This window comes from Photobacterium sp. 1_MG-2023, from assembly GCF_030547945.1.
Classification (GTDB): domain Bacteria; phylum Pseudomonadota; class Gammaproteobacteria; order Enterobacterales; family Vibrionaceae; genus Photobacterium.
Genome location: NZ_JAUORR010000003.1, coordinates 42416 through 65460, shown reverse-complemented (window position 1 = coordinate 65460; position 23045 = coordinate 42416). Strand labels below are relative to the sequence as shown.

General features: G+C 46.9%; 21 protein-coding genes. 6 read left to right on the top strand and 15 right to left on the bottom strand.

Features of this window, described 5'->3' with window-relative positions:
• Positions 1 to 228 precede the first annotated feature (228 nt).
• The 11 genes from ttcA to ccoN all read right to left on the bottom strand — a co-directional run bounded on the left by ttcA (position 229) and on the right by ccoN (position 10417).
• Complete coding sequence (gene ttcA / locus Q4579_RS03940; RefSeq protein ID WP_303561791.1) at positions 229 to 1158, bottom strand: tRNA 2-thiocytidine(32) synthetase TtcA; 930 nt, start codon at positions 1156 to 1158, stop codon at positions 229 to 231.
• A 252-nt stretch (positions 1159 to 1410) separates the two neighbouring features.
• Positions 1411 to 2349, bottom strand: a complete 939-nt coding sequence (gene uspE / locus Q4579_RS03935; RefSeq protein WP_303561789.1) for a universal stress protein UspE — start codon at positions 2347 to 2349, stop codon at positions 1411 to 1413.
• 164 nt (positions 2350 to 2513) lie between these two features.
• On the bottom strand, positions 2514 to 3263 hold the full coding sequence (locus Q4579_RS03930; protein ID WP_303561788.1) for an FNR family transcription factor: 750 nt from the start codon (positions 3261 to 3263) through the stop codon (positions 2514 to 2516).
• Positions 3264 to 3338: 75 nt separating this feature from the next.
• Positions 3339 to 4016 carry a sulfite exporter TauE/SafE family protein gene (locus Q4579_RS03925; protein WP_303561787.1) on the bottom strand — a complete coding sequence of 226 codons (678 nt, stop codon included), beginning with the start codon at positions 4014 to 4016 and terminating at the stop codon, positions 3339 to 3341.
• Entirely contained in the window at positions 4013 to 4222 is a 210-nt protein-coding gene (gene ccoS / locus Q4579_RS03920) for a cbb3-type cytochrome oxidase assembly protein CcoS (protein WP_303561786.1), read from the bottom strand. The genes Q4579_RS03925 and ccoS overlap by 4 nt, the downstream gene beginning before the upstream one ends.
• Positions 4215 to 6593: a heavy metal translocating P-type ATPase gene (locus Q4579_RS03915; RefSeq protein ID WP_303561785.1), complete on the bottom strand. Its 2379-nt coding sequence runs from the start codon at positions 6591 to 6593 to the stop codon at positions 4215 to 4217. The genes ccoS and Q4579_RS03915 overlap by 8 nt, the downstream gene beginning before the upstream one ends.
• Positions 6590 to 7081, bottom strand: a complete 492-nt coding sequence (locus Q4579_RS03910) for a FixH family protein (protein ID WP_303561784.1) — start codon at positions 7079 to 7081, stop codon at positions 6590 to 6592. The genes Q4579_RS03915 and Q4579_RS03910 overlap by 4 nt, the downstream gene beginning before the upstream one ends.
• Positions 7082 to 7202: 121 nt before the next feature.
• Entirely contained in the window at positions 7203 to 8180 is a 978-nt protein-coding gene (gene ccoP / locus Q4579_RS03905) for a cytochrome-c oxidase, cbb3-type subunit III (protein ID WP_303561781.1), read from the bottom strand.
• A 2-nt stretch (positions 8181 to 8182) separates the two neighbouring features.
• The gene (locus tag Q4579_RS03900) at positions 8183 to 8359 is read right to left on the bottom strand and encodes a CcoQ/FixQ family Cbb3-type cytochrome c oxidase assembly chaperone (RefSeq protein ID WP_211648683.1); all 177 of its coding nucleotides are present in this window, start codon (positions 8357 to 8359) and stop codon (positions 8183 to 8185) included.
• 9 nt (positions 8360 to 8368) lie between these two features.
• The gene (gene ccoO / locus Q4579_RS03895) at positions 8369 to 8977 is read right to left on the bottom strand and encodes a cytochrome-c oxidase, cbb3-type subunit II (protein ID WP_303561779.1); all 609 of its coding nucleotides are present in this window, start codon (positions 8975 to 8977) and stop codon (positions 8369 to 8371) included.
• A gap of 12 nt (positions 8978 to 8989) precedes the next feature.
• Positions 8990 to 10417, bottom strand: a complete 1428-nt coding sequence (ccoN, locus tag Q4579_RS03890; RefSeq protein WP_303561778.1) for a cytochrome-c oxidase, cbb3-type subunit I — start codon at positions 10415 to 10417, stop codon at positions 8990 to 8992.
• Between the two features lie 273 nt (positions 10418 to 10690).
• Between ccoN and Q4579_RS03885 the strand changes: the two genes are divergently transcribed.
• Positions 10691 to 11122: a hypothetical protein gene (locus Q4579_RS03885; RefSeq protein ID WP_303562194.1), complete on the top strand. Its 432-nt coding sequence runs from the start codon at positions 10691 to 10693 to the stop codon at positions 11120 to 11122.
• Positions 11123 to 11198: 76 nt separating this feature from the next.
• On the opposite strand, the gene Q4579_RS03880 is transcribed toward Q4579_RS03885, so the two are convergent.
• On the bottom strand, positions 11199 to 11888 hold the full coding sequence (locus Q4579_RS03880; RefSeq protein WP_303561776.1) for an SDR family NAD(P)-dependent oxidoreductase: 690 nt from the start codon (positions 11886 to 11888) through the stop codon (positions 11199 to 11201).
• A gap of 154 nt (positions 11889 to 12042) precedes the next feature.
• On the opposite strand from Q4579_RS03880, the gene Q4579_RS03875 reads away from it, so the two are divergent.
• Together Q4579_RS03875 and Q4579_RS03870 are read left to right on the top strand one after the other, a co-directional pair.
• A complete protein-coding gene (locus Q4579_RS03875; RefSeq protein ID WP_303561774.1) occupies positions 12043 to 13215 on the top strand; it encodes an FIST signal transduction protein in 1173 nt (390 codons plus the stop codon).
• Between the two features lie 5 nt (positions 13216 to 13220).
• Positions 13221 to 15296 (top strand): ATP-binding protein, encoded by a 2076-nt coding sequence (locus Q4579_RS03870; protein ID WP_303561772.1) that lies wholly within the window; start codon positions 13221 to 13223, stop codon positions 15294 to 15296.
• An 837-nt stretch (positions 15297 to 16133) separates the two neighbouring features.
• Here Q4579_RS03870 and Q4579_RS03865 read toward each other — a convergent pair.
• Positions 16134 to 18884 carry a DEAD/DEAH box helicase gene (locus tag Q4579_RS03865; protein WP_303561770.1) on the bottom strand — a complete coding sequence of 917 codons (2751 nt, stop codon included), beginning with the start codon at positions 18882 to 18884 and terminating at the stop codon, positions 16134 to 16136.
• A 293-nt stretch (positions 18885 to 19177) separates the two neighbouring features.
• Between Q4579_RS03865 and Q4579_RS03860 the strand changes: the two genes are divergently transcribed.
• A complete protein-coding gene (locus tag Q4579_RS03860; RefSeq protein WP_303561769.1) occupies positions 19178 to 19561 on the top strand; it encodes a response regulator in 384 nt (127 codons plus the stop codon).
• A gap of 102 nt (positions 19562 to 19663) precedes the next feature.
• On the opposite strand, the gene Q4579_RS03855 is transcribed toward Q4579_RS03860, so the two are convergent.
• Positions 19664 to 19972 carry a DUF3634 family protein gene (locus Q4579_RS03855; RefSeq protein ID WP_303561768.1) on the bottom strand — a complete coding sequence of 103 codons (309 nt, stop codon included), beginning with the start codon at positions 19970 to 19972 and terminating at the stop codon, positions 19664 to 19666.
• Between the two features lie 45 nt (positions 19973 to 20017).
• On the bottom strand, positions 20018 to 20470 hold the full coding sequence (gene matP, locus Q4579_RS03850) for a macrodomain Ter protein MatP (RefSeq protein ID WP_303561767.1): 453 nt from the start codon (positions 20468 to 20470) through the stop codon (positions 20018 to 20020).
• 234 nt (positions 20471 to 20704) lie between these two features.
• Here matP and Q4579_RS03845 point away from each other — a divergent pair, with 234 nt between their 5' ends.
• Together Q4579_RS03845 and fabA are read left to right on the top strand one after the other, a co-directional pair.
• Positions 20705 to 22417 (top strand): Lon protease family protein, encoded by a 1713-nt coding sequence (locus tag Q4579_RS03845; protein WP_303561765.1) that lies wholly within the window; start codon positions 20705 to 20707, stop codon positions 22415 to 22417.
• A gap of 68 nt (positions 22418 to 22485) precedes the next feature.
• Entirely contained in the window at positions 22486 to 23001 is a 516-nt protein-coding gene (gene fabA, locus Q4579_RS03840; RefSeq protein ID WP_211648733.1) for a bifunctional 3-hydroxydecanoyl-ACP dehydratase/trans-2-decenoyl-ACP isomerase, read from the top strand.
• Positions 23002 to 23045 lie beyond the last annotated feature (44 nt).

Sequence of the window (23045 nt, the reverse complement as noted above, 5' to 3'; positions counted from 1 at the left end):
TGTATCATACGGCGAATGTTGCCACATAGCAGCCCGTTTTTCATTGTAAGTTTAGCGTTTTATTAAAATAAATCACTCAGAAGTAGCATGTTTGTCTTCAGATGACGGCTTTACAGCTATCATCGTTTCATGGAGAACAAGTCAGGGGCGAGCGTTTGGGATTTAAGACTGAGATGTGGGCTAAGAATAAAAAAGCCGCAGAAACTGCGGCTTTTTCGTCAAAGTTGGTTAATTGACCTGAAGGATATCCAGTTTTTCACCTGGATCAAACTCAGCAACTTCATCCTGAATGGCCGGGGCAGCAGGTAACTCTTCTTTATCAAAAGCGATATCGCCTCCATTGATTGCGCCTGAATCTTTATCAATGGATTTAAAATCAAACAGATTGAAATCAGCCAGATGCGAAGGCACCACGTTTTGCATCGCAGTAAACATGGTTTCGATGCGCCCCGGATAGCGTTTGTCCCAGTCACGCAACATTTCTTTGATGACCTGACGCTGCAGGTTTGGCTGAGAGCCGCACAGGTTACAAGGAATGATTGGGAAAGCTTTCATCTCGGAATAGCGTTCAATCTCTTTTTCACGGCAGTATGCCAGCGGACGAATCACCACGTGCTCGCCATTATCGGAAACCAGTTTAGGTGGCATCCCTTTCATTTTTCCGCCATAGAACATGTTCAGAAACAGTGTTTCTAGCATGTCATCTCTGTGGTGACCCAGAGCAATCTTGGTTGCACCAAGTTCTTTGGCTGTCCGGTATAAAATGCCGCGACGCAGACGGGAGCACAGTGAACAGGTTGTTTTCCCTTCCGGCACTTTTTCTTTCACAATCGAGTAGGTGTCTTCATTGACGATTTTGTACTCGACACCAATAGATGTCAGGTATTCAGGCAGGATATGCTCTGGAAAACCCGGCTGTTTCTGATCTAGATTTACCGCAATCAATTCAAAGCTGACAGGGGCACTACGCTGCAGGCTACTGAGCATCTCAAGCATGGTGTAACTGTCTTTACCGCCGGACAGACAAACCATAATGCGATCACCATCTTCAATCATGTTGAAGTCTGCAATCGCCTGACCCGTGTTGCGGCGCAGTTTCTTTTGCAACTTGTCAAAGTTGTATTTCTGTGCCTTTGTAAGCTCTTGATTTTGATTCATTTTATGTCTCTGTTGCTGTCGCATAGCAAACCGAGGGCATGCGACGAAAAATCTTCATTTCACATTTTATTCCGGAAAATGCAGACAATGGATCGCTGGGAATCATTTGTCTGTCTCCGGTATGGAAAAGTATGGCGCGTATGATACGGATTCTTGTGACGGATTCCAGTTTGTTTTATGCAGAATAGGCAACATGGCGTGCATGGAAGTGAATTTTGAAAGCCGCCTCGTGAAAAAGGCGGCGGAGTGCGGTTAATGATTCGGGTCCAGGGGGCTGATGTATCCTTCAGGCTTCAGAGCCAGCAGATCGCAGTTCAGGCTGTCGATGGTGTGCTCGGCTGTATTCCCGATGAAAACAGCAGAGATTCCGGTTCTGCCCGTTGTGCCCAGGATCACTAGTTCAGCATCCAATTCTTCGGCGACTTTGGGGATGACATCTTCAGGCAGTCCTTCGACCACATGTGTATTCTCCTCATCAATCCCATGTTTTTGCCGCAGGGCTTTCATACTGGTCAGATGGTGTCCGCGGACAGCATCTGTGTAAGTCGCTGGGTCAAATTCAGGCAATTCAATGGTAATGTTGACCGGCGTTGCCGGATAGGCGTTAACCAGATTGACCTCTGAATTGAGAAGTGCTGATAAAGACTGCGCTTCTTGCACAATTTTGTCGTTCAGGGCCTCATGGGTATCGTTTTCTGCAGCCAGGTTCACACAGGCGAGTACTTTACCGTTTTCTGGCCAGCTATGTTCTTTGACAAGCAGGACAGGGCAGGGACACTTCCGCAATAAGTGCCAGTCCGTAGGTGTGAAAATCACAGAACCGATTTTGTCGTGTTCATGGGTTGCTTTAATGAGCAGATCATGATGCTGACTGTAAACTTCAGCAATGATGGCTTCATAGGGTCGGTTATGCCAAACCACGACGATATCAATCTCAATGCCATTCTCAGTATGAGGACGCGTAATGTCTCTCAGCCATTCTTCCCGTTGCTGAACAACGCCCCGGCGCATGGCCTGACGTTCATCAGAAGACAGCATTGAGGTCATTTCATAAGAAAAGTCATAGATGGCAAGAAATACCGTGATTCGGGCTTGATCGGACTTTTCTGAGAGATGGACTGCGCGTGACAGAGCAGGCTGATGATCCTGAAGTGGATCTGCGACGACCAGAATATTCTTATACACATTCATAACTGCCCCCTTTCTCGACGGAATAGCAATCGTCTGACCAGAAAAAAGCTTTGTATTCAGATTAGTATATTCACTGTAATGGATTGCTGCGAATAAGTTGAGGACTTTAGAAAGGAAATTCAGGAAAAATTGATGGGCATCAAGCCCACCAATTGTTGGTTCATTTATTTACAGGTGTTAGCGCCAGCAAGTTCTGCCAGTTGCTCACGTTGATGGATCGTGATGTATTTGCCTTTCACGCCGATGATTTCAGCTTTCTGGAAGCGACCCAGCAGACGGCTGATGGTTTCCACGGTCAGGCCGAGATAGTTACCAATATCGCCGCGCGTCATGGTTAACCGGAACTCCCGTGCCGAGAAGCCACGTTCTGAGAATCGGCAGGAGAGATCGTATAGGAACGCAGCCAGACGTTCTTCTGCATTTTTCTTCGACAGTAGCAGAATCATATTTTGATCGCTTTTGATCTCATGACTCATCAATCGCATAATTTGCTGTCTGAGTTTGGGCATTTCGCCCGCCAGATCATCCAGCGTTTCAAAAGGGATTTCACACACCATGGATGTTTCAAGTGATTGTGCAAAACTCTGGTGCTTGTTGTTGTTGATTGCATCAAAACCAACCAGATCACCCGCCAGATGGAATGCTGTGATTTGTTCGTCACCTTGCTCGGTAATGGTATAGGTTTTGACCGTGCCAGAACGAATCGCATACAGCGACTTCAGTTCATCCCCGGCTTTGAAAAGCTCCTGTCCTTTTTGGATCGGTTTTTTACGCTCAATGATACTGTCGAGTTGATCTAACTCTGATTCATTGAGTGTAAAGGGAATGCATAGTTGGCTGATGCTGCAATCCTGACAATGGATTGCACACCCGCCTGACTGGATACGTTTTGTGGGGATTTTGACTGAATTCATAAACTATGGCCTAACCAAGCTCGGATACTGATCTCACTTTACCATATTCTTATTCATGATGACGAGTATAAAACATTAGGAAAATTGTGTGATTGCGATATAGCCCGTGTGAATACCGTATACCAGCAGCAAAACTGCGCTTGTTTTCTTAAATATCTGATTAGAAAGCCAAAGCTTGAGGCGTTCTGCCATTGAGCCCACCAAGAGCATGGCCGGAAGTGTGCCCAGGCCAAAGGCAAGCATGACGCCTGCGCCTGAAACGGTATTTCCTGCAACTGCAGCCCAACTCAGGGTTGAATACACTAAACCGCAGGGGAGCCAGCCCCACAGCAGTCCGAATGGAAATGCTGAAATTGGGGATTTGAGTGGCAGCATTGACTGTGCCAGTGGGGCAATGCGTCTCCAGAGAATTTGCCCAACAGCTTCAATTTTTGTCACCCCTTGCCACCATTGTCCCAGATACAGGGCAAGCAAAATCATCATGAGTGCCGCGAGCAGGCGAAGGTAAAGCAGAGCAGTGCTGAGACCACTGAGCGAAGCCATACCCGCAACAGCGCCACCAATGAGTGCGCCCGCAGCGGCGTAGGAAACCAACCTGCCCAGGTTATAACACAGCAGAAACGGGAATCGATGTTGTTGTTGCTGACCGGGCATCCCCAGTGTGATTGCAGCGGCAATACCCCCACACATGCCAAGGCAGTGGCCAGCACCGAGCAGCCCAATCATAAATGCTGCGAAGAAATCCGTGCTCAAGACGCTTGGTCCTTACCTTCAGGGTGACTCGGCTTCTCAGAAGCGGCGGATGTTTTGTTTTTTTCTTCGTTTTCATCGAACAGGATGTCAAATCCTTGCCTTTCGAGGTCTTCAAACTGTTCAGATTTGACTGCCCAGATGAATACGGCCACGGCGATGCAAACGAAAATAATGGCAATAGGAATCAGCAAATATAGGCTAGCCATCTTCTTTTAACAACCTCAGCGAGTTAGATACGACAATGATGGAGCTGGCTGACATCCCGAGTACAGCAATGTAGGGGGCAACCAGTCCTGCGACAGCTAATGGGAGGATAACAAGGTTATACCCCAAGGCCCAGGCCAGATTCTCACGGATGATTTTCCGGGTTCTGATTGCCAGCCGGCGTGCTTCCAGCACCCGGTCAAGGTGATCCCCCAGTAAAACCATATCTGCAGAGGACTTGGCAACATCTGTTCCGCTTCCCATAGCCAGAGACAGGTGAGCACCGGCCAGAACTGGCGCGTCGTTGACGCCATCGCCGATCATCAGAGCGACCTGGCGTTTGTCCAGTGACTGAAGATATTGCAGTTTTCCCTGTGGCGTCGCGCCACTGATGAGTTTGTCGACTGCCAGTGTTTCAGCAACACGGGTTGCATTCTCTGAATGATCGCCTGTCAGCATGGTCACCTGAATGCCTTCGGCCTGAAATGCACTCACGAGAGATTTACTGTCGCTCCGGATTGGATCATCCAGGCGGAATGCTGCAATTGCTTGACCTTCACAAGTCAGCCAGACTTGAAAATCCTGAGCAGAAGGAATCTGACTCTGTTCAGTAAAAGCAAACTCCTGTTTACCGATTCGCCATTCCTGAGCAGCCCGCATACCTTTCAGGCCAAAACCGACTTCGTTTTTAACTGTGTCAAAAGCAAAGTTAGCGTTTCTGTAAGCCGAGAATGCACGGGCAATCGGGTGGTTTGCATAGCGCTCGAGTTCAGCAGCAATGGACAGAACGGCCTCTTCCGGCATATCAGAGAAACACGCTGTGGTCACAATTCGCACGTTGCCTTCTGTCAGTGTTCCTGTTTTGTCGATGACGAGCTGATTGACATTACACAGTGTTTCAAGCACATGCCCGCGACGAAGCAGAATGCCAAAACGACCAAGCCTTGAGGTTGCACAGGTCAGGGCTGTTGGTGTGGCCAGAGACAGTGCGCAAGGGCAGGTGGCGACCAGAACAGCCAGCGTGATCCAAAGCGCGTCTTCAGGCTGATGTTGGTGCCAGTAGAGCCAGGTGCAGGCAGAGATGAGCAAAATCGTGGCCACAAAATAACGGGCGACGATATCAGCAATTTCTGCAATTTTTGGTTTGGATGCCTGCGCTTCATCCTGAAGGCGGATTATATTTGAAATCAGAGAATGCTGGCGATCCTGAGTGACTTCTATGCTGAGGTTTCCGTCTCCGTTGATGGTTCCGGCAAAGACATCATGGCCTTGCTCCCGGCCGACAGGTAAAGGTTCACCGGTCAGCATGGATTCATCAATGACACTGCTGCCTGAAGTAATCACACCATCCGCAGGTAGGCTTTCACCCGGTAGGACAGTGACAACGTCACCAACTTTTAAACTCTTGGCGGCAATCTGGCTGCCGTCTGCAAGGGTCGCCATCGCTGGGATCAGCTTCAGCAGGTTCGCACTGGCTGCTGCTGCTTTACGACGGGCGCGCATTTCAAGATAGCGACCGATGAGCAGAAAGAAGGTGAACATGGAGATGGATTCGAAAAATACTTCTCCTTGCTCGGTGACCGTTGCATACAGGCTGGCACAATAAGCGAAGATCAATGCAATTGAAACCGGGACATCCATCCCTAATGTTCTGGCTCTCAAATTCCGCCAGGCGTTGAGATAGAAAGGCAGTGCAGAGTAGAGCAGCACTGGTGTGGCAAACAGCAGACTAACCCAGCGGAAATAGTTTCTGAAGGTTTCATCCAGATCGCCAAAAACTTCAAAGTAGAGTGCAACCGCCAGCATCATCACTTGCATCGTTGCCAGGCCGGCAATGCCTAAACGATACAGATAACTTTTCATGGTGTCGTGATAGTGCTGTTCCTGGTTATCTGCTTCAAAAGGTGCGGCTTTGTAACCCAGACGATGAATGGCAGACAGCAGTTGGCTCAGTTTGGTTTGTGCGGGATCCCAACTGAGTAAAGCGCGGTGGGTTGTTGTATTCACGCGAATATTGACTACGCCTGCTTCTCGTTTGAGGTGCTTTTCGATCAGCCAGGCACAGGCGGCACAAGAAACACCTTCCAGTGACAGTGTCACCTCGTTGGTGTTTTCATTTTCACGGACGAAATCCTGCTGGATATCTTCGTTATCGTAGAGTGACAATGATTGCAACTGCTGCGGCACGAGATCCGCTTTGTCTGCGGTTGCTGTCCGGTACTCATAATAAGAGGTCAGCCCGCTGTCTACAATGGTTTGAGCAACAGCTTCGCACCCAGGGCAGCACATCTGACGTGCTTGCCCCAGGATTTCAACGGTCCAGGTGGTGTCTTGCGGAACTGGGTCACCACAGTGATAGCAAGGTGTATTCATCCCTGATTTTGTCCAAACAGCTGAATCGGATCACTGGAAGGGAGGTTCAGTCGACCATGTAATTTCCAGTCGCCTTTGAATGGCTCGACTTCAACAAACCAAGGGCCATCAATGGGCTCAGCTGTGCTGAAGCGGTAATGGCCTTTCATGTCAGGACTGACCATCAGGGTAAAATCTTGATCGGGTAGCGTACGATGCGTGAAAGTAACACGCAGGGTTGGATAGGCTTTCAAGTCACCTTTATTAAAAGCTAACACGATATTGGATTCAGCGACTGAAATGTTCGCCTGAAGATGCAGTGCATCTGCAACACGGAGGCGGGAAAAGTCCTGATTGATGCCTTTTCCTTTCTTATAGTAATCCTCTGCAACCAAATCCACTTTGTTCTGAGAGAAGAGATACAGTGCGGCCATACTGTATGTAATGGAAGTGGCTGGAATCGCAATGATGAACCAAGGCCAAAACTGCTTATACCATGGCTTTTGCATTCTGAATTCCTTTAAGTATGAATAAAAAGAGCCCCTGATCTTAACAGGGGCTCTGTGACAAGGCTTCAGTGAAATTGTCAGCAAACGTCAACAATTGACTGATTCGTAACAGAAATCGAAATTACTGTTCGCTATTGCTCAGACCCCAGACATAAGCAGAGATAAGTTGAACTTTCTCTTCTCCCAGGATGTTATCCCAAGCTGGCATCACACCTTGGCGTCCATGAGTGATTGTATCAACGACAGCGCTGCGTGAACCACCAAAGAGCCAGATATTATCCGTCAGATCCGGTGCACCAAACGCAGGGTTACCTTTACCATCTGTACCATGACAAGCCGCACAAACCACGAAACGTTGTTTACCTGCTGCAGCTTCTTTGGCATTCACTTTACGGCCAGACAGGCTCAGGGTATAGCTGGCTACTTCTTGTACACCCTGTTCGCCCAGCGTGTCAATCCATGCCGGCATTGCGCCCTGACGGCCATGCATAATGGTCGTTTTGATGGTTTCCGGTTCGCCACCGTAGAGCCAATCGTTGTCTGTCAGATTCGGGAATCCTTGCTGACCCCGTGCATCAGAGCCATGGCACTGAGCACAGTTCTGCAAGAATAAACGCTGACCGACACGACGAGCATCCTGATCGGCTGCAATCGCTTCAATCGGGCGAAGGTTGTTTCCAGATTCATCGTAGGCAAGTGATTGAAACAGCTCACCGTAGGATTTCTCTGCGTCACCCAGTTCTTTGGCATACTGATCCAGCTCTTGGTCTTTCTGAGACTGAGCAATCGATGCTTTTGATTCAGCAACGGTACGGACCGTCTGGTCCGAACTTTGCCATCCCAGCAAACCTTTGAAGTTTCCTAAGCCCGGATAGAGTGCAAGATAACCCAGTGAAAAAATGATGGTGCCCCAGAACATGTAGGACCACCATTTGGGCAGCGGGTTATTGATTTCACGAATACCATCGTATTCGTGTCCCATGTCTTCACCTTCTTCAACGCCCATTTTATCCCGGCTACACCAAGCCAGAATAATGGCAATTCCTGCCAGGGTGCCAAGCGTGATGACTGAAACCCATATACTCCAAAACGTTGACATTCTTATTTGCTCCTGTCTTCTTCACGCGTGGCCGTATCTTTATCCTCATCTGCAAACACAAGGTTTGCAGCTTCTTCGAACTGAGATTTACGGCGTTTGCTATAGGCCCAAAGGACAATACCAATAAAGCTGCCGAACAGGATGACTGTCCAAATGCTATGAATGGTTCCAATATCCATGGTGCCTCCTTACTTCATCGCGTGACCTAAAGACTGAAGGTAAGCAATAAGTGCGTCCATTTCAGTCTTGCCTCTCACGTCATCACCAGCTGTTGCGATTTGTTCATCTGTGTATGGAACACCAAAACGATCGCGGAACAGCGCCAGTTTCTGAGAAGTGAATTCCCCGTCAAGTCTGTTGGTTTCCAGCCAAGGGAAACCAGGCATATTTGATTCAGGCACAACATCACGTGGGTTGATCAGGTGAACGCGATGCCAGTCATCAGAATAACGACCACCAACACGAGCCAGATCAGGCCCCGTACGTTTTGAGCCCCACAGGAATGGGTGTTCCCAGACACTCTCACCAGCAACAGAGTAGTGGCCGTAACGTTCCGTTTCAGAACGGAAAGGGCGGACCATCTGGCTGTGACATACGGTACAACCTTCACGGATGTAGATATCACGGCCTTCCATTTCCAGAGCGGTATATGGGCGTAGGTTTTCAACTGGCTCAGTGGTCTGGTCCTGATAAATCAGGGGGGTAATTTCTACCAGAGCACCCAAGCTGATCGCAATGATGATCAGAATGGCCAGCAAACCAGCATTTTTTTCAACAAGTTCGTGACGAAAGCTCATCTGTTTTACTCCTTATGCTGGTTGCTCAATGGCTTTCAGGCTGTCTCGTGGTGCAGCGATTGTTCTGTAGGCGTTGTAAGCCATCAGAAGCATACCTGTCACGAAGATCAGACCACCACAGAAGCGCACGAAGTAGAACGGATAAGAAGCCTGAAGCGCTTCAACAAAGCTGTACGTCAGCGTTCCGTCGGTATTGACTGCACGCCACATCAGACCCTGCATTACACCAGAAATCCACATTGCAACGATGTACAATACAGTTCCGATCGTTGCCAGCCAGAAGTGAACGTTAATCAGTTTGATCGAGTACATACGTTCCTGACCAAAGAGTTTTGGAATCAGGTGATATACCGAACCGATTGAAACCATGGCAACCCAACCCAACGCACCTGAGTGTACGTGACCGATGGTCCAGTCTGTATAATGCGACAGGGCGTTGACTGTTTTAATCGCCATCATCGGGCCTTCGAAGGTTGACATGCCGTAGAACGACAGAGAGACAACCAGGAAGCGCAGAATCGGGTCATAACGCAGTTTGTGCCAGGCACCGGAAAGGGTCATGATACCGTTGATCATGCCACCCCAAGAGGGTGCAAACAGAACCAGCGACATCACCATACCCAGCGACTGAGTCCAGTCTGGCAGGGCAGTATAGTGAAGGTGGTGCGGACCTGCCCAGATATACAGAGAAATCAGTGCCCAGAAGTGTACGATGGACAGACGGTAGGAATAAACAGGACGACCCGCTTGTTTCGGAACAAAGTAGTACATCATTCCCAAGAAGCCGGCAGTAAGAAGGAATCCTACAGCGTTATGTCCATACCACCATTGAACCATCGCATCGACTGCACCGGAGTAAACAGAGTATGACTTTGTCATCGAGACAGGAATCGCCATGCTGTTTACGATGTGCAGAACTGCAACGGTCAGGATGAAGGCACCGAAGAACCAGTTTGCCACATAGATGTGGGAGGTTTTTCGTTTAATCATCGTACCGAAGAATACGACAGCATAAGCAACCCAAACGATGGCGATCAAGACATCGATTGGCCACTCCAGCTCTGCATATTCTTTACTGGTTGTTAATCCTAACGGCAGTGTGACCACTGCTGACAGGATCACGGCTTGCCATCCCCAGAAGGTAAACGACGCTAACTTGCCACCAAATAACGTGGTTTGACAGGTGCGCTGAACGACATAGTAGGATGTCGCGAACAGTGCACTGGTACCAAATGCGAAAATCACTGCATTAGTATGCAGCGGACGCAAACGGCTGTATGTCAACCAAGGGGTGTCAAAGTTAAGTGCCGGCCATACCAACTGAGCGGCAATAAATACACCAACGCTCATTCCAACAATTCCCCACAGTATGGTGGCTATAGTGAATTGACGGACGACCGTATAGTTGTAGTTTTGATCAAGCTGCTTTACTTGGCTCATGTTGCATGCTTCCACTAAAAATTTTCAACTACACTCTTGTTTCTATGCGAACAACTATATTTCGCAATGCCACCCAAAGCTTAGCAATATCCAGTGTTGTTTTTATAACCAATTCGACACAGAAATTGCTATTTTGTTGTAAAAGTGGCATTTTCAGCACGCATAATACTTTAGATAGAAAATGAATGACAGTGTGATGGTATCGCACTTGTTAAGGCGCACTGTTTTTCTGCGAAAAATTTGAACTCTGTAACATGGGAAATGTATACAATCATGGCCGCACAAAAATTAACGAAAGCAAGGCTTATTCAAATTCTGTTCTTACTTGCAGTGTTGATCACAGCATTTACATGGAGAACAATTACATATGATCAATCTGAGGTTACAGATGAAATTGCTGTAAATTGCCAGAGTGATACAGGAGATTGTGTTGATCTATCCGTAAACAGGCAGAATGAAATGCGCTTATTTTCTTTGGCTGATAAAGGGGGAAATCAATACCGTTTGGTGTTGCCAATGTCTCTGGGGAATATGGAAGCCAGCCTGATTTCAGCCAGAAATCGTGAATCTGTTACAAAGATTGTACTGGATACATCCAACTCATTCAAAATAGGAGATTTTTCACTCCCTGCCAATGCAAAGAATACTTCCGGTTATTCAGTGAAAGTAGAAACCGAAAAGATGATCTATATTTTGAGTTTTTGATTTTACAAATTTGTTTATAAACATTGAGTTAAGATGTTTTTTTACTAAAAATAAGGTGTATAAAACCATTTGTTAGTTAAGTGTGTTTTTTCTCTAAAGCGCGGTCAGTCACTTTAAAGACTTGTCCGTTGATATGTGCTGTTTCTTTACTCACCAGAAAACGTACCATAGCAGCAACATCACTATATTGATTTACATCATTTTTTTCATCAGTTGATCGATTCAGATAGTGGCATACCGCATGAACCCGGACAGAAGGTGCCAGGCTATTCGCCAGTGATTCGGATAAACCGATCAGTCCCTGGCTGCACACAGACAGCACTTCGCTGTGTCGGTCATCTTCATTCGGTGTCGGAATCACGTTCACGATTGCACCCTGAGAAGATTTCAGTAAAGGATAGCTCAATTGTGCAGAGAAAACTGCCGCAGTTAATTGTTGATGAAGTGCTTGATTCCAGTCGAACAAATCCAATTCATGAAATGAAGCGAGATGGCCGGGAGGCGTGCTGGGTGGGTTATAAACCAGTGCATCAAGCCTGCCGAATTGTGCTTCGACTTCTTCCAGGACAGCGCGAACATCGGATTCTTTCTGACTGTTAGCCTGACGAAATCGAACTCGTGGATCCGATGCGACTAAATCGTAGCCTGCATTTTCGTCCGTACTCAGTGCTATCACGATGGATTGGGTTGCTGCAATTTCTTTGCAGATACGTGCACCTAAGGCTGATGTTCCTTCTGTAACGATAATCACTGGTTGTTTTGTCATGTCCGTATCTGCTTCTCTAAGTGTCGGTAACTACTAATAACGGTAGATTGCACGCAGACTTAAGAGTTTTTTTGATAAAAATTCAATCGCCTGCTGATCCTCAAATTGAAACTGTCTATTATGTGGAAGATACATTAGCAACCGCGAAAGAAGCATGGAAATTGTTACCAGTTACTCCACTTTGGATGTTACAGAGTCCGCGATTGGCGAGGCAGTTGAAAAACTGAAAGCCAGGTTGGTGCGCCCAAGCCTTTTGCTTGTCTATTTCTCAGGGCACGATGACGCTGCTCGCATCCGTCAGCTCCTGACCGATCACTTCCCGGATACGCAAATTTTAGGATGTTCTTCCTGCCAGGGCATTTTAACCGACCAGGGTTATTTCCCGGATCAAGTCATTGGACTTTGGGCTGTTTTTGATTTTAACGGCGCCTATGGTTCTGCGTTGGTCTCGACCCATCAACAGGCGGGACAAATGGCCAGGCAGGCTGTATTGAAAGCCATTCAAAATACGGGGCGTTCTGGAGAGCTGCCGTCCATGATATTGCTGCATGCCAGCCCTGGTGCCGAGGAAGAAGCCATTGAAGCGATTTCTCAAGAGTTTGGGACCCCTGTACCCATCATTGGCGGCAGCGCGGCAGATACGCACGTGTCTGGACAATGGCAGTTATTCACACATGATCATACGGCCACTGAAGGCGTAGCGGTCAGTGTGTTTTATCCGTCTTGTGAGGTGAGTTTTTCATTTCATTCCGGATATGCGAAGACAGAGTTGTCAGCCGTCGCGACCAAAATTGAAGGCAGAGAAATTCTCGAGTTAGATCATCGGCCTGCAAAAGAAGTGTATGAAGAATGGATTGCTCAACCTTTGTGTTTCGGTGAGTCAATTATGTCGTTATCAGCACTCCATCCGTTGGGGAGAGTTGCAGGGAACTTGCATGGTTTACCGTATTTTAAGCTGGCACATCCCAATTCTGTGACTGAACGTGGTGGGATCACATTATTTGCCTCTATAAAGGAAGGAGAGCGGTTCTATTTAATGACCGGGACGGAAGATAATCTGATCAATCGTGCCGGCCGTAATGTGGATGGCCTGTTGAGTGAGGGGCATGATGAGATCGAAACCATTGGTGGCATCAGCATTTATTGTGCGGGATGTATGCTTCAGGTGAAACCCAGAATGGCCCAGGTTGCTGATAAAATGCGTCAGGCAATGCGGGAAGCGCCTTATATTTGTCCCTTTACCTTTGGTGAGCAGGGGCAATTCATCGGTGGTGAAAATGAACATGGCAATTTGATGATTTCGAAAGTTTTATTTTATCGGGAATAATACGCATGACAGGGAGAGAAACAGAAACATTACAGGAAACCCTGCTTGCACTGCTCCGGAGTCAGGAACGGGAAAAACAGCTCAGAGATGAGTATTCAGCGATCTTGGCTGGTATGTCTGCGATGGCAGGCGCCAATAACAAACGCCAGGTTTTTAACAGCCTTCTTGCGGTATTACGTAAGTATATTGGCTTTGAACACGCACTGGTATTGACCCGTGAAGATGAGACTTCTCAGTTGGAAGAGCTGGTCACGACTTGTGTTCATTTTGAAGGATGTCAGTGGGAAGTCAGCCAGACCTTTATTCGTGCAATGAATGGCGAAAGTATTGCATTGTTTGATCCGGCACGAGTGGCAGAGTTCCGGAAATTACCGGATGATCGCATCCAGCTTTGTCGCTCAGTATTGATGACGGGGGTTAAAGTTAGTTCTGGGGATGCATTGCTTTTATTCATCCACTCCAAACCTGGTCAGTTTGGTGCCTCATGTAAACGTGTGTTGTCTCGCTTCAGACCGCTTTTGGAGCGTGCCATCATTGATATCGATTACCGAGAGCGATTACAGACGCTGGTTACTGTCCGGACTCAGGAACTCTTGCATAGTCAGCAGCGCTTTAAAGATTTCGCGAATACTGTGGGCGACTGGTTCTGGGAAATCGACACGGAGTTCCGTTTTACCTACATCTCTGCGCCTGATCTCTCTAACCATGTGATCGATAAAAAAAGTTTGCTCGACTTGTTTGATGGTGAAAAAGATTTTCAGACGAAGCTCCGGAATAAACTGCTGAAGAACGAAGATTTTGAAGATCTGGAATGGCAATTACCGGGTAACGAGGGCGGGGCATGGATCAGTTTCAGCGCCAGCCCGTATTTCAGTAAACACGGTGAACTCCGGGGATACCGTGGTACGGCTAAAGATATCACCAGCAAGAAACAACGCTTAGTTGAACTTCAGCAAGCCAGACAACAGGCAGAGTCTGCGAACGCAGCGAAATCACAATTTTTAGCCATGATGAGCCATGAAATCCGGACACCCCTGAATGCAGTGTTAGGTCTGATGGATACATTGGCTGATTCAGGCTTGAATTTCGAACAGCTGAAATGGATCAATCAAATGGAGCAATCGGCACAGCTCCTGTTAACAATTATTAACGACATTCTTGACCTATCCAGAATAGAATCAGGGAAGTTTGATTTGTATCTCGAACCAATGTCTGTTGTCGATTGCGTGAATCTTGTTGTTGAGCAGCTTGAAGATCAGGCCATTAAGAAGAATATTTCTCTCAGTGTCTCGATAGATGATTTTGTTCCGAAGCAAATGTTAGGTGACAAAAATCGGGTGACGCAGGTCATGTTTAACCTGATTGGGAACGCGATTAAGTTTACTGACCAGGGCTCGGTGCGTGTCACAGTTTCCAAGGAAGGTGAAGATCTGACCGTAAAAGTAATTGATACAGGTATTGGCATCTCTGCTGAAGCGCAGAAAAATCTCTTTAATCCGTTTGTTCAGGCTGACGGTAGCATCACGCGCAAGTATGGTGGCACGGGGTTGGGGTTAGCGATCAGCCGACATCTGCTGGAAAAAATGGAAGGGAGAATCTCGCTTCAAAGTACCTTAGGTCAAGGCAGCTGTTTTACAATCCATTTGCCCATCAAAGAAACGGAAGTCCGGGAAGAAAAAAGTGTTTATCAGCCATCCAAAGCACTTCGACGACCGCTGAAAATATTACTTGCGGAAGATAGCCAAACCAATCAGATGGTCGCCAAACTGATGCTTGAAAAACGTGGCCATCATGTTGAGGTTGCGGATAACGGACAGATTGCTTTGGACATGGTATCCGCATCGCCGGAATGCTTCGATTTAATCTTGATGGATATTTCAATGCCGGTGATGGACGGCATGGAAGCGACCCGAAAGATCAGAGAGAACCATGTGAAGTTGCCAATCATCGCGTTAACGGCGAATGCCATGCATTCTGATCAGGTTGAATACAGTAAAGTTGGGATGGATGGATTTCTTGCCAAGCCAATCCGTGTGCCTGAGCTGGATAAGATGCTTAGTATGTACGCTGAGTTGATCTGAACAACGGACCAAACGGACGCGAAAACGTTCGTTTGGTCCAGGTAATTACACGATCATTGAAGGACCAGGCAAACTGACCATTTGCAGCAGAACTTCAATGAAGTGTTAATTACCTATTTTATGGTAAATAAACGTTATGGTTAAATGACTCGTTTTGCATCGACGCCATGTTTAAAAAGAGTAGTTGTAGGGCCCCAAAGACGGCTGATATTGGAGCTATCGGATACTTTATTTAACATAATGTACATAATGCGCACTAAATTGTAAGATCTAGTTAGAAATGTCATGTTTGAGCCAGATTGAAATGTCATGTTGTTCTAGCTTCAAAACACGCTTTCTTTAACCGTGTTTGGCGCCCGTGGATGCTATTAACCATGACTGACAGTGAATGACTGAGAATCAAGCTCATCCAAGACATCTGTGACAAACGGCTCACCGGTGTTGAGGCTGCCCGCTTACTTAAACTGAGCCCGCGCCAAGTTTATCGATTGGTCACGTCGCCAGTTTGAATTGGCTTCTTTAATGATGAGTCAATGAAATTCCACACATTAAACTGTGCTCCATTGATATCGAAGATCTCGGCCCGATATTGGTTCATGGAAAACTCTTTAAGGCTCAAAACATCCGTGTTCGATGATTTTCCTGAACCGCTCCATGTTAAATGTCAGCTCTGCTGACTATGTCTGAGTTATTTCGTGATATCTCTGCATAAAGCATTGGATATTTTAAAAGTTACAGGATCACTTAATTTGCAGTTAGACTCCCACGATTTCCTCTCGTAGGTGTTACCATGATCGCTTCACTCGAGGAACTGCTTTTTATGGCTTCAAGTTTCCATTAAGTGATGGCGTCACTGATGTTGAGTCTTTCTAAAATCTCAGTGATGACGCGTTCTGGCTCCTTCTTCCACAGCGTGTATGGAACCGGGAGAACAGATAAGCCTGCGCGCTGAAATGTACGATGCGTGTGAATATCAAAATATGATTCAAACTCGCCTTCATAACCGATCAAGTCCAGGCCTAATGTGTTGCCCTGGTGTTGGCAAATGATATCAATGTTTTCGCCGGCAACTGCTGAGTGAACCCAATACTGAATGCCTGCGTGCTCAAGTGATGCTTTCATCTGCTGAGCAAAGTCACACAGAATGACGGTTGCTGGTGTGGGTATCGCCGCTGTCGATTGATGCTTTTCTTGTAGATATCGCCGGAACAGATTCTGAGGGCTGAGATCGGTTGCCAGAACAGAATGCACAACGATTTGGGCCTGCCTGGCCCGAGTGATCATGACATTAAACATATCTTCACGATTTAAATAAGCTGCTGCCCGGTTGCTTTGTGCGTCAATTGCCATGGATAGAATCATCAGATCCCGCTCCTCGCCCTGAAAACCAAAGGGTGTTGAAACTCTGATGGCGTGCTTCCGGATAACGTCATGTGGGAAAAATGATTCAATGGCAGACTCAAGATACATCGCCTGTTCGCGATAAGGCGAGATTACGCCAATACTCAGCGGCAATACTTCCGCTGTACTGGCGAGAGTGTGCGATTCAATCAGGGATAAAACGGCAGCTTTTTCCTGTTCATTTTTTCCTGTCCGGCTTCTCTGGCCTTCGGATATGTATTGAAAGCTCAATGCCGCTTGATGCGAAGCTGCTGGCCTGGCTTTCATGACTTTTAAGCGATTTTGATAGAAATACTGGTTACTGAAATGAATCAGATCAGGCTGGCTTCGAAAGTGTTCATCCAGAAAAGTGACAGCCGTTTGATCGGTAATGCATGCAGAAACTAAATCAAGCAATGAACGATCTCGATACGCATACTTTTCGAGTTCATTTGCAGGCAAGCTTTCCATCCCCCAAAAGAGAGATTGTTGTGCTCTGGAAAGAAAGGAAATATGTCTGAGCTGCTTCACATCTCCAGCCACAACAGCGCGTTTCGCGCGATAGATTGCAGGTAAAGCACTGGCAATATCACTTTGTGATGCTTCATCAAAAATGACGAGATCAAACATGGATTCTTGTCGTGGTAACGACTGACTCAGCTCTTCAGTGGTCACCAGCCAAATCGGAAAAGCCTGATTGATGACTGAAAAGTCCGTGTTTGTAAATCGTTCTTCCTGAGTTTTGGAATGTCTGGCTTTCAGGGCATTCCAAAACTGATGCAGTTGTGCCCTGTCCTTCTGAAGGACGCGTTCGATTTGAATCGCCCGAACTCGGTTGATTTCAGCCATTGCAACCTGATGATACAACTGCGTTGTTTCATGCAAATGTTTTTGTTTTTCCCAAAGCTTGCCATGATCATTCCATAAGCTGTGAACACGTGCTTGGAGCTTCTTGAACCAGGAGCCGGAGTTTTCACCACTGGCGAAACGAGAAATCCATAGTGCTTTGGAAAATGTACGTTCAGCATGACGAAGTTGTTTTGCCGTTCTTTCGAGTTTCTGCTGTTGTTCTTGTGGAGAACTATTTTGTGACGCCGTCACATTTACACCGGCGTGAAGGAGTTGCTCCAAATACTGGCGCATTGTTTTATTGAAAGAAAGACTGGTTGCATGAACATAGCCATTGTTCAGGCCAAAGCTGTCTCGCAGTTTTTCGGCAATTACATCGATGGCCTGCTCTGTTTTCGTGACAATCAGCACAGACTCACCCTGCATCATTCGATCGATAGCGATGGCTGCAATAGTAAAGCTTTTCCCTGTCCCAGGTGGCCCGGAGATCAGGCTGAGCGGATAATTGGCCGCATTATTTAACGCAGCTTGCTGAGGCAGACTGAGTTGATAAGGTAAACTGCAGTGGAATGTTTGAATCGTTTTTTCTTTTGGGACCTGAGTGAAATCCGGTGTCACTGGTCTTGGGAATAACTGTTGGAAAGGCGCAGAAAAGTCGGAGCCACTGATTAACTCATTCAATTCATGTAAGGTGCCGCGCACTCCCCGACTTCTTTCCGCTAGGAATAACAGGCTTCCGCACGACAGTTCGACTTTCCCTTTTCGAGGCATTTTCATCACTGCCTTAGCTGACTCTAATTGCGGCCAGTTGGCTAAGTGTTCCAAGGCTGAAATTTGAGTATGAACCCTCAGCCAATGGCCAATTTGTGAAATATCAATGTCGCGAACCGGATAATCCGGCATTGGGAATGTATCGATCGCTTGCGGGTCGATATCCGGCTTCAAGATTTGTCGGAGGATGTCTCTGTTTAGCCTGATATCGTCCGTTTTTACCTGAATACACAGATGTTCACTTTCATCCTTCAACAGTTCAGCCGGCATAAAAATAAGCGGAGAACAGATTTGCCGCTCGGTTGAAAAACCATGTGAGACGCTGATTTTACCTTTGACCAGGAATGTACCATAAATTAAGCGTTTTTCGCGCCGCGATAATTCAGCCTGCATGGCTAGAGATTCTGCATCTGGGTGACTAACAGGTAATATCGGCAACGTGCCAGAGAAAAGCAACTCTTCTTCGTCAATGACAATCCTGCGATCTGCACGTAATTTGGCGATGTTAGAAAGAGAAAGGTCTTGACTATCTTCACGATAACATCGCCTGAAGTAATTCAGATATGAATGGATTGAAGCGGCAGACACAAAATCACCTTGTAAAGCATTTAGTGTGGGTTGGATTCAGATTAGGTAACATAGCATCAGAATGTCTGAGCTGTGTGAGATGTTCTCTGCAGCGTGAGTAATATCAAAAACTTCGCTATGAAAGCGATTTTGTTATTTTTCACTGTTTTGTGAGGATATAGTTATTTTTAACAAATACACAAGTTATAGTGCGTTAGATGGTTCAAGTGAGAGCTAATCTTTCTAGAATGGATCTCAAACTTTATCTACCATAGACACAGATAAATCTCTGAAAAATAAAAAGGATACTGTGAATGAAGAATGTGCTGATCATCGAAGACAGTAAAATCATGGCACAAATATTGGCACAGCTTCTTCGGAACTGTATTCAGCCGCAAACCCTTCTCTATGCGAATTCAATCACGCAAGCCGAAGCGATTTTGGAAAAATCTAAGCTTGTTGGTCATACGCTCGATTGCATCTTCCTGGATTTAAACCTCAATGCCCCCCTTGATGGTTTGAGCTTATTATCAAAGGTCAAAGTCGATTGTCCTGATCTGCCTGTTGTTATCGTGACCGGTGAAAATGAAATGGAAACCGTGAAAACGGTCATTTCGCACAAACCGTCGGGCTATATTGTAAAGCCCCTTTCGATGAAGAAACTGAATCAGTGCATCGAAAAAATCACCCAAGCTTAAGTAAGCTTTAAGCTGCATGTCTTAAATATCACCCATTATAAAAGTTATAGTGCGCTAGCTATCAAGCAAAAGGCCTGCTTCTGGCAGACCTTTATACACCTATCAGGCTTGTTTCTTGCCTGTTTTTCGATTGCTCACAGAAAACGGAAAGACATTATGAATTTTCTGTTTAACCTTCGCGGGAACACTTTTTGAGAAAACCAACTTCGTCGTGAATCGGTTTTTATACACTTTTATTTTCCCGGTGAATGGCTCCCGGTGTGCAATGTCTTTACAACCGTTTAAAAAACCGGTGGGAATATTCCCTTTTGTTTGCTTGAGTTGGCCCTGTTCAAACTGTAATACCATCACAGGGCGATCTTTAAAGACCAGAATCAGTACCGCAACAGCTACTAAAAGAACATATTCCATTATTTCCGTCCTCAAAAAAACAGCGCTTGGTATAGGTATAGTGAATCATTCGATTTGAAGCAATTTACTTAAGTCCTGTTTCAGATCCTGGACCTTTTTGCTTGCTTCAACGGATTTACTGCTCTCACTCAGCAGGTATTCAATGGTGTCAGAGAGCGTGCAGTCGAGCTCTCTGGACTTATCAGCAAGCTTCTCCCACACACGATAATCCAAATCGATAGACTTTTTCCGTGTATGAACCTGTTCAGCGTTAAAATGGCGTTTCCGTTTTGCCCGGATCGCCTGCTTCATCTTGTTTTCCAGCACTGGGGACATGTGCTTTTGAATCCAATCCATCACCTTGGTTGGCTCGTGTTCAAGTTTCAACAACAATTGAACTGCTGCTTCAGCTTCACTGGTGTCAATGTACCGAGTGATGATTTCACCCTCTTTGTACTTTTTGACCAGATATCCCCACTTCCAACCTGCTTCCAGATTTTCCAATTGCTGATATTTCATAATCCGCTGCTTATTCGAGTTGTTGATGATGACAATGACTATACTGTGACAGTGTAACCAAAGGTCTTGCTGAGTACAACGGTGCAAGCACTAAACATTTGTTTTTAGTGCCGTGCTGAAGTCAGATCACGTCTGTATCGTATTGAAATGTTAAATCTGCACATCACCTATTATGCGACGTGCGATTCCTTTATACTGCTGTCTTTTTCACAGTAACGGAAATCACACCAAGTTATGCAAGAAGAGTCCTGGCGTACCATGCTTCCAGATTACTCGGCTTATCAGTCAGTCCTGGAGCAATATGTAAATCAATCCCCCGCACCTACAGGCATTTTACAAGATCGCCTGTGCGATGCTGTACGCCGATTCACTGCTGTGAACATTCAACCCAGAGTGCTGAGAATCACGGCACCCGATAATCAGATCTACCGTCATTATATGATTGATTTGTTAAGGCATTTCGATCGCATTCACCGTACACCTGCTGATGAACCAACCGTTGTCATTGCAGGTGACAACGTCACAGAAGTCAATCTGTTCGGCGCGGTTTACCCGCCACTGGAAGACGGCAAGATTACAAAGCCTCAGGTCAAGCATGGCCTGCTGCATCAAGCTCACAATGGGTATCTGGTTTTATCTGTGGCCAGTATTCTGGCCAACCCAAGCCTCTGGCCCCGACTCAAAGCCGTGTTGATGAATGGGCAGTTAGACTGGCAACCAATCACGCAAAAGAAACTCTACCCGCTGCCGGCGACTGAAACACTGAACGTCAAGCTGGTTTTGATCGGTGATCGCTTTCTGATGGCTGAACTTGAAAATGCAGAACCTGATATTTTATCCGGATTCAGCATGTATGCCGAATTTGAACAGGATTTGCGCTTGAATCAGGACAGCCTGCCGAAATATCTGGCTTATCTGAAATCAGTCATTCGCAATGCCAACCTGCCCGATATCGCCGATCCGGAAGCCCTGAAGCTTCTGATGCGCACAGGTGCAAGACATGAAGAAGATCAATATCGTCTGCCTCTGTGTCCTATCTGGCACCAGAGCCTGCTGTGTGAAGCTGCGATTGAATCTCAGGGCGGCCCGATTCATGCCGAACATTTGAAACAGGCCCTGAAGGCGAAAGAATACCGCAGCTCATATCTGCCTGAACGCGCGATTGAAGACATTCATCACGGTCAAGTGATCATCAATTGTCAGGGGCAGGAAATCGGTCAGGTCAACGGGCTCACCGTGGTTGAGATGCCCGGCCACCCGACAGCCTACGGCGAACCTGCTCGTATCTCCTGTGTGGTTCACTTTGGCGATGGTGATATTTCCGATGTTGAACGCAAGGCAGAACTGGCCGGAAATATCCATGCGAAAGGCATGATGATTATGCAGGCATTTATCAGTGCCGCGCTGGACCTGGATCAACCCCTGCCATTCGCTGCATCCATTGTTTTTGAGCAATCCTACAGTGAAGTCGACGGAGACAGCGCCTCTCTGGCTGAGCTGTGCTCTCTGGTCTCTGCACTGGCACAGCAGCCTATCAATCAGCAAATTGCCGTCACGGGTGCCGTCGATCAGTTTGGTCGTGTACAGGCGGTGGGTGGCATCAACGAAAAAATTGAAGGGTTTTATAAAGTGTGCGCCTTCCGTGGCCTGACGGGCAAGCAAGGTGTCATCTTACCGAAAACAAACCGGAGTAATCTGTGCCTTTCCGATGAGGTTCTGGATGCCATTCAGCAAGGCAGCTTCCATATCTGGACTGTCGAAAGTGTTGATGAAGCACTACCCTTATTAACGAACAAAGCCTTTCGCCGGGATAAGCACAACGAGGACAGCGAAGAAACCACCTTACTGGATGTGATTGCAGAACGTATTGCTCATGCACATCATGGCCATGAAGAAGGCAGACCAGGCTTATTTGCGAAGATGAGGAACTGGTTGGGCCACAACTGATCCGAGTTGTTTGGCGTACAGGTGTAAGCTAAATTGCCCCAATAATTTCAAAGAGAAATAAGCATCCAATGAAGAAATGCAATTCTTACAACCGTGACGATCTCCTCGAATCAAGCCAGGGCAAACTGTTTGGTCCTGGCCGCCCGCAATTACCAGCACCAAACATGCTGATGATGGACCGTATTGCCAAAATCACTGACGAAGGTGGTGCATTTGGTAAAGGCGAAATCATTGCTGAACTGGATATTACCCCGGATCTGTGGTTCTTTGACTGCCACTTCCCGGGCGACCCGGTCATGCCTGGTTGTCTGGGTCTGGATGCCATGTGGCAGCTGGTTGGATTTTTCCTGGGTTGGATCGGTGGCGAAGGCAAAGGCCGCGCTCTGGGTGTTGGTGAAGTGAAGTTCACCGGTCAGATCCTGCCAACCGCTAAAAAAGTGACCTATGAAATTCAAATGAAGCGTGTGATTAACCGCAAGCTGATCATGGGTGTTGCTGACGGCCGCGTTCTGGTAGACGGTAAAGAAATCTACGTTGCCAAAGACCTGAAAGTGGGCCTGTTCCAGGACACTTCAACCTTCTAAGCGCCAGCCAGTACTACACATTAATAAGGCCGCATCTTGCGGCC